Annotated in this window: 10 protein-coding genes; 3 read left to right on the top strand and 7 right to left on the bottom strand. The window is 72.0% G+C overall.

Annotated elements, in window-relative coordinates; translation table 11 throughout:
• Positions 1-7: 7 nt before the first annotated feature.
• From AB0B29_RS11560 to AB0B29_RS11570, 3 genes are all read right to left on the bottom strand, one after another.
• Complete coding sequence (locus AB0B29_RS11560) at positions 8-1,786, bottom strand: LCP family protein (protein WP_362237138.1); 1,779 nt, start codon at positions 1,784-1,786, stop codon at positions 8-10.
• A 241-nt stretch (positions 1,787-2,027) separates the two neighbouring features.
• Entirely contained in the window at positions 2,028-3,242 is a 1,215-nt protein-coding gene (locus AB0B29_RS11565; protein WP_362237140.1) for an LCP family protein, read from the bottom strand.
• 173 nt (positions 3,243-3,415) lie between these two features.
• Entirely contained in the window at positions 3,416-4,186 is a 771-nt protein-coding gene (locus AB0B29_RS11570) for a TIGR03089 family protein (RefSeq protein WP_362237143.1), read from the bottom strand.
• A 150-nt stretch (positions 4,187-4,336) separates the two neighbouring features.
• On the opposite strand from AB0B29_RS11570, the gene AB0B29_RS11575 reads away from it, so the two are divergent.
• Together AB0B29_RS11575 and AB0B29_RS11580 are read left to right on the top strand one after the other, a co-directional pair.
• Entirely contained in the window at positions 4,337-5,797 is a 1,461-nt protein-coding gene (locus tag AB0B29_RS11575) for a peptidoglycan recognition protein family protein (protein ID WP_362237145.1), read from the top strand.
• Positions 5,798-5,930: 133 nt separating this feature from the next.
• Positions 5,931-7,013, top strand: coding sequence for an NDP-sugar synthase (locus AB0B29_RS11580; protein WP_362237148.1), 1,083 nt, complete (start codon positions 5,931-5,933; stop codon positions 7,011-7,013).
• A gap of 340 nt (positions 7,014-7,353) precedes the next feature.
• On the opposite strand, the gene AB0B29_RS11585 is transcribed toward AB0B29_RS11580, so the two are convergent.
• The 4 genes from AB0B29_RS11585 to AB0B29_RS11600 form a co-directional block, all read right to left on the bottom strand.
• On the bottom strand, positions 7,354-8,355 hold the full coding sequence (locus AB0B29_RS11585; RefSeq protein ID WP_362237150.1) for a DNA-3-methyladenine glycosylase family protein: 1,002 nt from the start codon (positions 8,353-8,355) through the stop codon (positions 7,354-7,356).
• Positions 8,356-8,418: 63 nt separating this feature from the next.
• Positions 8,419-9,747, bottom strand: coding sequence for a coenzyme F420-0:L-glutamate ligase (locus AB0B29_RS11590; RefSeq protein ID WP_362237153.1), 1,329 nt, complete (start codon positions 9,745-9,747; stop codon positions 8,419-8,421).
• Positions 9,744-10,703, bottom strand: coding sequence for a 2-phospho-L-lactate transferase (gene cofD, locus AB0B29_RS11595; RefSeq protein ID WP_362237156.1), 960 nt, complete (start codon positions 10,701-10,703; stop codon positions 9,744-9,746). The genes AB0B29_RS11590 and cofD overlap by 4 nt, the downstream gene beginning before the upstream one ends.
• Positions 10,704-10,793: 90 nt before the next feature.
• Positions 10,794-11,300: a cysteine dioxygenase gene (locus tag AB0B29_RS11600; protein ID WP_362237159.1), complete on the bottom strand. Its 507-nt coding sequence runs from the start codon at positions 11,298-11,300 to the stop codon at positions 10,794-10,796.
• 656 nt (positions 11,301-11,956) lie between these two features.
• Between AB0B29_RS11600 and AB0B29_RS11605 the strand changes: the two genes are divergently transcribed.
• Complete coding sequence (locus AB0B29_RS11605) at positions 11,957-12,220, top strand: WhiB family transcriptional regulator (RefSeq protein ID WP_010034659.1); 264 nt, start codon at positions 11,957-11,959, stop codon at positions 12,218-12,220.
• Positions 12,221-12,246 lie beyond the last annotated feature (26 nt).

The following is a 12,246-nucleotide window of genomic DNA, read 5'->3' on the forward strand; positions in this document are numbered from 1 at the left end:
ATTCACCTCACTTGGCGCACTCCACCTTGTCGGCGGTGGACTTCTGCACCCCCTCCGGTGCCTTTGCGGGGGCGGTGAGGGAGACCCCCGCCCCTTCGAAGTCCTTGCCGAGGGTCAGCGTCATCGCGGGCAGCCCCTGGTCGTTGGTCACGCTCTTGCCCGGCTTCATGGCGGACCCGGACAGGCCCATGAGGTCGGCGAGGCGACGGGCCTGGTCGGCCTGGTCGGGCGCGTACTCGAGAGTCGTCTTCGCCAGGGGGGCGGGCGCGTTGCCGGCGTTCTCGGACTTGGTCACACCCTCCTCGTTCTGCAGCCAGCTCAGGGTCTCCTGGGCGCTGCCGGCGACGGCACCGCCGTTGAGGATCCGCACCCGGACGTCGGAGGCCGGGGCCTTGGTGCCCTTCAGGCGGGCGGCGACCGCGGCGGCCTCCTTCTTCTTCTGCTCCTTGACGGCGGTGAAGGAGACGTCGTTCTTGATCATTTCGAAGACCTGCGGGGCCGTCGACTCGTTCAGGACGACGGTGGCCTTGACCTTCTCCGCCGGGTTGTCGATCACCGGGACGGTGGTGAACGTCAGGTTCTTGGTGTTGAGCTTGCCCAACTCCAGGCCGAGGTCCTTCAGCTTGCCGATGCTGTCCAGCTGCGAGTCGACGGTCAGCGCCTTGGTGCCGGCCTCGGCCAGGTCGAGCATCTTCGACGGGCTGGTGAGGGTGTCGTTGGACTTCAGCTTGCGCATCAGCGCGCTCAGGAACTGCTGCTGCAGCCCGATCCGGCTCAGGTCCCCGCCGAACCCGACGGCGTGCCGGGTGCGCACGAAGGCCAGCGCCTGCTCGCCCTCGATGGTGTGCATGCCCTTGGACAGCTTCAGGTGCGAGTCCGGGTCGTCGAGGTCCTTGCCCACACAGACCTCGACCCCGCCCACCGCGCTGGTCAGCGTCTTGACCGCGTTGAAGTCCGCGACCATGAAGTTGTCCGGCTTCACCCCGGTCAGCTCGGTCACGGTCCGCATCGTGCAGCTGGGCGTACGGCCGTCCTGACCGAGGCTGGTGTTGAAACGGACCTGCCGTGTGCCGGGGATGATCTTCTGCGTCCCGTCCGCCTGCGTCGTCGGGCAGTCCGGGATGTCTGTGATCAGGTCACGCGGGATGCTCAACGCGGTCGCGTTCGACCGGTCCTTGGAGACGTGCAGCAGGATCGTGGTGTCGGCGTGTCCGACACTGCCCGCGTCGCCGTAGCTGGAGTTGCCCTTGCCGGTGCGCTTGTCGGTGCCGATCAGCAGGATGTTGATCGCCTTGTCCTTGCTGAAGCCACCGGTGCTCGCGCCGTCGTCGGAGACGGACGCGATGTTGTCGTTCAGGTGCTCGATGTAGAGGTACGCGGCACCCGCGCCGGCGACCAGCACGAACGCCATCGTGCCGCCGGTCCACAGCAGGACCTTCCTGCTCTTCGAGGCCTTCTTCGCCGGGCGTCGTCCGCGCCGCCCCGGCAGTGGTTCCTCCGGCGCCCCGCGGCGCCGGCGCGGCGGCGGCACCGCGCGGCCGGGCGTCTCGGGCCGTGACCGCCCGGGGGCCTCCGTACGGCCGCGTGTCTCCGTACCGCCCCGTGTCTCCGTGCGGCCGCGCGCCGGCGGGGCCGCCTCGGAGGGCCGGGGCCTGCGGGGTGCGGGGACGCCCGACTGCGGCGCCGAAGGCCCCAGGCGCAGTTCGTACTCGCCGGTGTTCGGGTTGAGCACCCACTGATCTGCGGGGTCGACGTCGTCCGCCCGCCCACGGCCTTGCGCGTCCACGGTTGCCTGATTCCTCCGTCGGGGGACGCGGCGCCTTCCCCCTCCAAGGCGCCCGGGTCTCGTTCACACAGTGCGCGACCTCGGGACCGTCCCCCGGGGCCGGGCGCACCGGATCGCTCACACTAACCGGCCCTTTCGGCGCCCGGCGACGACGGTGACCCACGCCACGTCCCCACACTCGGGCAATTCGCCTATTCCCGGGTGGAGAGTTCCGCGCCTTGGAGCGGCCTTGGTGCCCGCTTTACCCGCAGGTGTCCTCGGCTGCCGTGTTCCCCCGATACGTCGGTGGAGGAGAAACGGTGACGGCGGGCCCGAGGCGAGAGCCCCGATGTGCGTCCCCGTGCGACCCTCCGGGCGCGCCGGCGAGGATCGGCGGGGCGAGGCCCGGCGGGCCGTTCCCCGCCACGACCAGGGGTGCGTCCGTACGCAGCCGCTCGAAGAGCCGGTCCGCCGCGGGCTCCACGAGTTGGTCGCGATTGGCGTCGTACGCATACGACTCCCGGGGGACGGTCAGGAATTGCACTTGTTCCATGGGGATGTCGCGCAGGCCGCGGACAAGATCGTACAAACCGCGCAAGCTGGCCAGGCCCGGGTCGGTGGTGAGGGACGACGTGGCGGCGTCCAGGACGGGGTACAGCTTGACCGGGTTCAGCAGGACGTCGTTGCTGCGCACCTTGTTGACGAGGGCTCCGAGGAATCGCTGCTGCCGCTCCATCCGCTCGGTGTCGCTGCCGTCGCCGAGGGTCTTGCGGGCGCGGACGTAGCCGAGGGCCTGCTCGCCGTTCAGTGTCACGTGCCCGGCGGGCAACCGCAGCTTGGCGGCCCGGTCGTCGATCGGCTCCCGCAGGCACACCTCGACTCCGTCGACCGCGTCGACCATCTCCTTGAAGCCGTGGAAGTCGACGACGACGTGGTGGTCGATGCGGATGTCGGTCAGCTTCTCCACGGTCCGGATGGTGCAGGCCGAACCACCCAGCTGGAAGGCCTGGTTGAACATGGCGAAACGGGGCGCGCTGCGGGACCCGTCCGGGCGCCGGCAGCCCGGCAGGTCCACCATCAGGTCCCGGGGGAGGGAGACGGCGGTGGCGCTGCCCCGGCCCGCGGACAGGTGCAGCAGGATCGTGGTGTCGGACCGCTCGGTGCCGGAGTCCCGCCCGTAGCGGGCGTTGTCGGTCCCCTCGCGCGAGTCCGACCCGATCAGCAGGATGTTCCGGGCGTCCTTGACCAGGGAGGTGGGCCGCTCCTTGTCGTAGCGCGCGAGTTCGGCGGCGGCCGCCTCGTCGGGCGTGATGTTCCCGCTGAGTTTCGCGTACACGGCCCAGCCGGCCCCGCCGGCCGCCACGAGGAGGGCCGTGACCCCGAACGCCGCGATGCGGACCCACCGCCGTCGGCGCCGCCGCACCAGCCCCCGCCCGCTGGCGGACGCCCCCGCGCCCGGACCGACCCTGTAGCCCACGGCAGCAACCACCCCTCCTGAACCGGGAACGCCCCGCGCGCACTGCTCCTACGACCATGGCGCGGATAACGTCCGGGGGGCGGATGGTGATGGTCCGAACGGGGGAACAGCAGGGCTACCGGCCTGCCGTGCCGCGGGCGGGGTGGCGGTGTCGGTCGTTGCGACGCGCGGTGTCAGCGGCCCGCCGTGCCGTGGGCGATCACCGTGACCCGTTCGCTGTCCACCCGCTTGTCCAGCACCCCGTCCCCGGCCTGGTCCAGATGCCGGCACAGCACCACGGAACCCCCGGTGGCCAGGGGCCCGAACAGCCCGGCGTTCAAGCCGTCCCACGTGTCGTACGGCAGTCCGGACAGGATTCGCGACCCGGGCCCGGTCAGTCCCAGCGCCGTCGCCTCGGCCCGGGCCCGCTCGACGACCTCGGCCCCGCTGAACTCCCGCCCGGCCACGATCAGCGCTGGCCCCTCCGGATCCACGGGCGCGTACGGAACGAACCGGTCACCCTGCCCCGGCACCTCCACGGCGTAGTCGGTGAAGCCCTCGGGTACCTGAGGGAACCGCCCCCCGAGGGGCCGCAGCGCCATCGCGATCCGCGAACCGGAGCACGCCCGGGCCTCCTCCAGCCGGTCCGGCCCGCTCACCACGACGTCGGCCGCCCGGACCTCCCCGGAGACGTCCGCGACGACGCCCACCGACGCGCACGCCAGCAGCCACACCGCCGTCTGCCAGTGCGCGGGCAGCAGCAGCGCCACCCGGTCCCCGGGCTCGACGGACAGCTCGTCCTGGAGGAGGTTCGCGGTCTTGGCCACCCAATTGGCGAAGGTGGCCACGGACAGTTCGACCCGTTCGCCCGTGGCGTCGTCGTAGAAGGTCACCAGGGGGCGTCCCGGATCCGCGGCGAGCGCGGAACCCAGCAGGTCGGCAGGGGTGCGATCGGTGGCGTTCACCCGCGCAAGCGTACGCAACGCACCGGCCCCCGCCCAACGGCCCGCCCGGCGCCGCGCCCCGGATCCGCCACCGGTTCGGCCGAACCCCGGCCGATGACCCGTCAACTCCCAAATGGACAGACTTATACGACTATGTCCAAGATCAGGGGCATGCGTGGATTCCTTGCTTCCTCGATCGGTGTCACCTGCGCGGCCGCTCTGGCCCTCCCCCTCACCCCACCCGCCCTCGCGGCTTCGGCGAGACCGGCGCCGGCCGCGGAAGCCGCGAGACCCGCGCTCCCCGCGGGTTCCCCGGCCATGAACCCGGCCGACCGGCGCACGGCCGAACCGTACGCCGCCGGCAGCACCCAGTCCCTCCCCCTCGAACCCCTCACCCGCACCCGCGCCACCCCCTCCGCCTCCTCCACCGAGCAGGGCCTGTCCCGTCGCGCCGTACGTCACTTCTCCCTCGTCGGCGTCATCTGGGACGACCCCGACGTCGAACTGCACGGCCGTGTCCGGGTCCGCACCCGTGCCGCCGGTACCGGCACCTGGTCGGGCTGGCAGGACCTGGAGACCCACAACGCCGACCACTCCGCCGACCCGGGCACCCCCGAGAGGGCCTCGGGCCGCGTCCGCGGCGCCACCGCACCGCTGTGGGTGGGCGACTCCAACGGCGTGGAACTGCGGGTCAGCTCCGAGTCCGGCGGCGGAGCGGCCGGCTCCCGCGCTCGCGCCTCGGACACCCGCACCCAGCGCGCCGCGCTCCCGCTGCCCTCGGGCCTGCGCCTCGAACTCGTCGACCCGGGCAAGGCCGACACCACATCCCTCGGCGTCGGGGGCTCCCGCGCCGCCGACGCCCGGAACGCCGAGTCTTCCGCCCTCGCCGAGGCCTCCGCCGCCAACTCCGAACTCGCCCCCCTCGGCGCCACCGAGATCGCGGCACTGAGCCGCGCCGGGACCGAGCAGGAATACCGCGCCATCAACGCCGCACAGCTGACGGAGCAGCAGCGGCAGGCGAAGCCGTACATCGGCCCGCGCCCGGGGATCGTCACGCGGCGCGGCTGGGGTGCGAACGAGGGCTTGCGGGAGAGCGGCCTCCGGTACACCAAGAAGGTCAAGGCGGCCTTCGTGCACCACACGGCCAGCGGCAACAACTACCGCTGTTCGCAGGTCCCGTCACTCATCCGCGGTATCTACCGCTACCACGTCAAGAGCATGGGATGGCGGGACATCGGCTACAACTTCCTCATCGACAAGTGCGGAAAGATCTACGAGGGCCGCGCGGGGGGCGTGGCCAAACCCGTCCTCGGCGCGCACACGCTGGGTTTCAACAGCAACAGCATGGGGATCGCCGTCCTCGGGTCCTACGGCACCAAGAAGCCGTCGAAATCCGCGGTCAAGGCCATCGCCCGGCTGAGCGCGTGGAAGCTGGGGCTGTACCGGGTGAACCCGAAGGGAAAGACCTACCTGAAGTCGGCCGGGAGCAATCTCTACCGAAAAGGCAAGAAGGTACGACTGAATGTGATCTCGGGGCACCGGGACGGCTTCAAGACCGAGTGCCCGGGACGCAAGCTCTACGGAAAGCTCGGCTCGGCCCGCTCCAAGGCGGCCCGCTACCAGGGCCGCTGAGCACACGTTCACCGCCGTCGGGGGGCAGCGGGCGGCACGCCGCACGGCCAACGAAGGCGCCACGGAACGATCTGCATACACTGACCGGCCGAAAGACAGTTCGGCCGGTCCCGGCAGGAAGCAGAGACGACACGTGACTGAAGCGATCCTCCTGGTCGGCGGCAAGGGCACCCGGCTGCGCCCGCTCACGGTGCACACGCCCAAGCCCATGGTCCCGGCGGCCGGGGTGCCCTTCCTCACGCACCAGCTGGCGAGAGCGAGAGCGGCCGGTGTCGAGCACATCGTCCTGGCCACCTCCTATCTGGCCGAGGTCTTCGAGCCGTACTTCGGTGACGGCTCCGCGCTGGGACTCCACCTCGAGTACGTCACCGAGGAGGAGCCGCTCGGCACGGGCGGCGCCATCCGCAACGTGGCCTCCCGGCTGCACTCCGGCCCCGACGACCCGGTCCTGATCTTCAACGGCGACATCCTGACGGGCCTGGACATCCGGGCCCTGGTCGACACCCACGAGACGTCGGGCGCGGACGTCTCCCTGCACCTCACCAAGGTCACCGACCCGCGCGCCTACGGTCTCGTTCCCACCGACGACACGGGCAGGGTCCTGGCGTTCCTGGAGAAGCCGCAGACCCCCGAGGAGATCGTCACCGACCAGATCAACGCGGGGGCGTACGTCTTCCGCCGCTCGGTCATCGACTCGATCCCGCTGGGCAGGCCGGTGTCGGTGGAACGGGAGACCTTCCCCGGCCTCCTCTCGGCCGGCGCGCACCTCCAGGGCATGGTCGACTCGACGTACTGGCTGGACCTGGGCACCCCGGCGGCCTTCGTCCGGGGCTCGGCTGACCTGGTCCTCGGCCGGGCGCCCTCGCCCGCCGTTCCCGGCCGCTGCGGCGACCGCCTGGTCCTGCCCACGGCCCAGGTCGCGTCCGACGCGAAGCTGGCGGGCGGCACGGTGGTGGGCGAGGGCGCTTTCATCGCCGAGGGCGCGCGGATCTTCGGCAGCACGATCCTGCCGGGCGCGGTCATCGAGCCGGGCGCGGTCATCACCGACTCCCTGATCGGCACCCGAGCCCGCGTGGGCCGACGCTCGGTCCTCACCGGCACGGTCATAGGAGACGGCGCGGTGATAGGCCCCGACAACGAACTCCTGGAGGGCGCCCGCATATGGTGCGACGCCCGCATCCCAGCAGGAGCAGTCCGCTTCTCATCGGACCAGTAGAACGAGACGGCCGGCCCCCCCGCCACGGGAATGCGCGCCACAGCCCCCACGGCGCGCATCCATGCCGCCGCCCGCCCCCGGCAGCGGGCATGCGTGCCGCCACCCGCCCGCGCTGCGGGCATGCGTGCCGCCGCCCCCCGCTGCGGGAATGCGTGCCGTCGCCCCCCGCTGCGGGCATGCGTGCCGCCGCCCACCCCGCTGCGGGCAATCGTGCCGCTAAGGGCGGCACGGGTGGGCGCAGCGGCACCCCGCCACGCCGGGCTGCGAACCCCCCCGCCCCCAGCACAAGCGCCGAGCACCTGAAGCCCACAGCTCACCACTGCCGGCTACAACCGCCCGCTCACAACTGCCCGATATCCCACCGAGGCATCTTCGGTGCCCGCCGCGCCGGCACCCTCCCGCTCAGCAGAATCAACCGAGCCGCCCGATGCCGCTGCCCCGCATACGGCTCCAGCAGCTCCAGCATCGCCGCATCATCCGCATCCCGGTCCCCGGCCAGCGCCCACCCCACGATCCCGGGCAGATGCAGATCCCCCACCGTCACCTCGTCCGCCGCCCCATGACTGCGCTGCACCGTCTCCGCGGAGGTCCACGGCCCGACCCCCGGCACCAGCTCCAGCCGCGCCCGAGCCGCCCCGGGCTCCATCCCCACGGCCTGCTCCAGCCGCGCAGCGACCCGCACCGCACGCAGGATCGTCGACGCCCGCTTGTTGTCGACCCCGGCCCGGTGCCACTCCCACGACGGGATCAACGCCCACGTCCGCGGCTCCGGCATGACGTACATCCGCGCGGGCGCGGGCCCCGGCGCCGGCTCCCCGAACTTCCGCACCAGCAGCCGCCACGCCCGGTACGCCTCATCGGTCGTGACCTTCTGCTCCAGGATCGACGGGATCAGCGACTCCAGCACGAGCCCGCTCCGCGTCAGCCGCAACCCCGGCCGCCGGTGCCGGGCCGACGCCAGCAGCCGGTGCCGCGGCACGAACGCCGACGGATCGTCCGCCGCCCCGAGCAACTCCGGCAACCCCTCCAACAGCCACTGGGCTCCGGGCCCCCAGGCCTCCCCGCGCACCCCACCGCCGTACGCGCACACCCTCAGCGTCCCGGGGCCGGCCGGCGTGAGACTGGTGCGCCACACCGACCCGTCCGGTGTCGCCCGGAACGTCGGATCGCCGGGCCCGCGCCGCAACGGCCCGAGCACCAGGCCGAGATCCAGCGGCCCGTCCGGCACCCACTCCCGTACCCGCCCCGGCCCCGTCGCCTGCCGCGGCACACCCGGGGGCACGGCGACGTGCCCGCCGCGCACCGTCGTACGGGTGGGCCGCTGAGCGAACCGTCCTGCCATGAATGACGTCCCTGGGATCCGTGAGGAGTGGCCCCTACGAGCGTAGGCGCCGCCCGGCACCTGTCACCGCACCTCGATGAACGCGCCCGCGTCCCGCTCGGGCCGCGGCCGCGGTTCCCCGGCCGGATGCCCGACCGCCACCGCTCCCATCGGGTCCCAGTCCGCCGGCAGGTCCAGCACCTCGCGCACCACGTCCCGGCAGAACATCGTCGACGACACCCAGGCCGAACCCAGCCGCTCCCCGGCCAGCGCGACCAGGAAGTTCTGCACGCCGGCGCCGGTGGCGACCACGAACATCTCCCGCTCGGCGGCGTCCCTGCGCGGGTCGCCGTACGTGTGCGAGCCGTCCATGACCAGGCAGGGGACGACGAGGCAGGGCGCGTTGCGCAGCACGTCCCCGCGCCGCACCCGCTTGGCGACGGACTCCTCGCTCTTGCCGTCCCGCCGCAGGTCGGCGATCCACGCGTCCCGCATGGCGTCGAGCAGCCGCGTCCGCGACTCCTGCGACTCCAGCAGCACGAACCGCCACGGCGTCGTGTGGTGCGGGGCCGGAGCCGTCACGGCAGCGGCCACGGCCCGCCGTACGGCACCCGAGTCGACGGGCTCGTCCGTGAAGGACCGGACCGTGCGCCGCTGGGTCACGGCCTGCCGGACCGCCTCGGAGGTGCCGAGGCGGAACATGTCGTCCCGGGCGCCGCGGACCATGGCCCGCGCTCCCTCGCCGTCGCCGCCCTGCGCGACCAGGTGTCCGAGCCCGCGCACCACCGCGACGGGCCGCCCCGCGGCCTTGCCCTTGACGAGGTCGCCGGCCGCGGCGAGTTCGTCGGCGGTGGCGACGACGGTGGCGCTGAGCGGGTTGCCGTACGCGTCCGTGCCGCCGCGCAGATCGTCGAGCACCCGCACTCCGGCGGCGCCGATCGCGACGTCCGTCAGCCCGGCGCGCCAGGGCCGGCCGAACGTGTCGGTGACGACGACCCCGACGTCGACGCCGAGGGCGTCGCGCAGCCCGTCCCGGACGGCGCGGGCGGAGGCGTCCGGGTCCTCGGGCAGCAACAGCACCGTCCCGGAGGGGGTGTTGGACGCGTCGACCCCGGCCGCGGCCATGACCAGGCCCTGCCGGTTCTCCACGATCCGCAAGGCGCCGCGCCGGGCGACCACCCGGACCGTCTCCGCGTCGATCGCCGCCTCCCGGTCGGCGGCCCGGACGATCCGGCCCTCCGCCTTGGACACGATCTTCGAGGTGACGAGCAGGACGTCCCCGTCGGCCAGGCCGGGCTCGGCGGCCGCGATCAGCTTCGCCAGATCGTCCCCGGCCGCGATCTCGGGCAGCCCGTCCACGGCCCAGACCCGGTACCCGGCACCCGGCTCCGTGCCGGTGACCTCGCCGCTCACGCTCCCCGCACCTCCTCGGCCAGCGCCAGGGCCTCCTGGGCCATCCGCGCGGTCGCGTCGGCGTCGCTCATCATCAGCGGCACGGCCCGGCAGCGGATCCCGGCCGCCTCGACCTGTTCCACCGCGCCCGCGTCGACCGTGTCGACGAGCCAGCCGTCCAGCAGGCCCGAGCCGTAGTGCTCGGCCACCGCCGTGGCGGTCGACTCCACCCCCACGGCGGCGAGCACCTTGTCGGCCATGCCCCGCACGGGCGCGTCACCGACGATGGGGGAGAGGCCGACGACCGGCACCCCGGCGTCGGCGATCGCCTCCCGGATGCCGGGCACGGCGAGGATCGTGCCGATCGACACGACCGGGTTGGACGGCGGGAAGAGGATCACGTCCGCCTCGCCGATGGCCTCCAGGACGCCCGGGGCGGGCTTCGCCTGGTCGGCGCCCACCGGCACGACGGCCCGGGCGGGCAGCGAGGCGCGCAGCCGCACCCAGTACTCCTGGAAGTGGATCGCCTTGGTCTCGCCGTCCATCTCGACGGCCACATGGGTCTCGACACGGTCGTCGGACATGGGGATCAGCCGCACGCCCGGCTTCCAGCGGTCGCACAGCGCCTCGGTCACCGCGCTCAGCGGGTATCCGGCGGCGATCATCTGCGTGCGCACGATGTGCGTGGCGAAGTCCCGGTCGCCCAGGCCGAACCACTCGGGCCCGACGCCGTAGGCCGCGAGCTCCTCCTTGAGGTGGAAGGTCTCGTCGGTACGCCCCCAGCCCTGCTCCTCGTTGATGCCGCCGCCGAGCGTGTACATCACCGTGTCGAGGTCCGGGCAGACCTTCAGCCCGAAGAGGTGGATGTCGTCCCCGGTGTTGCCGATGACCGTGATGTCCGCGTCCGGGACGGCCCGCTTCAGACCACGCAGGAACCGGGCACCGCCGATGCCGCCTGCCAGAACCACAATGCGCATTGGAACAGTGTGTCAGCCGTCAGGCCGACTCGTTGAGGGGTGGCGGTCGGTCGACGGGTGGGACAGTCCTGCAGGCCCTGCGACATCCGGTCAGGCAGTCACCGCGCCCGGTACGTCCCGGGCCTCGCAGTGCTGCGCGGTGTGCATCGGCATCTCCGTCAGGCCCGGGTAGTAGACGTGCAGGCTCACCGCCGGCTCCAGCGCGTCGTTGACGACCTCGTGTACGTACCCCGGCGCGAACACGCGCTGCGCGCCCGCCCGCAAGGCGCGTGTGCCCCGCTCCGTGCGCTCGGTCAGCGTGCCGTCCAGGACGGTGAGCACCCCCGAGGAGCGGCCGTGGTCGTGCAGTCCGCTGCCCTGTCCCGGAACCCAGGACAGCAGCCACACCTCGTAGCCCGGGCCGGTGCGCAGCCGGTGGTACCAGCGGCTGGCGGCGTCGTAGCGGACGAGGTGCTCCCACTGGGAGCGGTCCTCGGCGAGGGAGCGGGCCAGTCCGACGAACTCGGCGACGGTGGCCGGGTGCTCGCGCGGGGTCTGGAGGAGGTGGGTGACTTCGAGGATGTCGCCGGCGATCTGGAGGTCGCTGTCGCTGTTCATGGGTGCGTGGTTCCTCAGTGAAAGAAGGTCAGAGGGAACGGGAGCCGAGCGACGGGTGACTCGGCCTTCAGCTGGAGCAGGTGTGGCTCAACAGCTGGAACAGCGACAGCTACAGCGAGCGCGGGCAGCACCGTGGGACCCGGCGGTGCGGGTCGAGGTGAGCGCCAAGTTCGCGAGCATGCCCACAAGGACACCGGTTCACACCTTCACTGTCAACTCGACACCCGGTATGTGGGACGTGGTTCACCTCATCCGGTCGATCGCTCAGATGAAAGGTTTGTTCATGGCCTGCTCGGGACACATGGCGTCCATCCGGGCGCACAAACCCCGTTGCGTACTCGTGATCCGACTGTGATCCGTTTCGCTTCGACGTGCGTGTCGGAACGAGATCGAACTCCTGGGCGTCCTTGTTCGTACAGGGCTGCGTGGGGTCCGGCGGAAGATGTGAGCCCTCGCGGGCTCTATCGGTGTGTCAGGTTTTATGGTGATTTGAACACTTTCCGCATGGGCTTGGTTCCGCAGAGTGAATAAGGGGCTCAATAGCAGATCTCGGCTTGACTCGCCCGGAGCAGCACACTTGTAATTTCACTCGTGTCGTTCAGCCGGAATCGGTAACGGCTAGATCACGGGGACGCGAAGACAGACGAGGGGCGCACATGACCGAGACGGTGCAGCAACTGCTGGTCGACGACGCGGACGAGGAACTCGGCTGGCAGGAGCGCGCGCTGTGCGCCCAGACCGACCCCGAGTCCTTCTTCCCCGAGAAGGGCGGCTCCACCAGGGAGGCCAAGAAGGTCTGCCTCGCCTGTGAGGTCCGCTCCGAGTGCCTCGAGTACGCCCTCGCCAACGACGAGAGATTCGGCATCTGGGGCGGCCTGTCCGAGCGGGAGCGCCGCCGGCTGAAGAAGGCGGCCGTCTGACCCCTCGGCCCTTGCGTGAACGGCCC

This window comes from Streptomyces tibetensis (assembly GCF_040647715.1).
Classification (GTDB): domain Bacteria; phylum Actinomycetota; class Actinomycetes; order Streptomycetales; family Streptomycetaceae; genus Streptomyces; species Streptomyces tibetensis_A.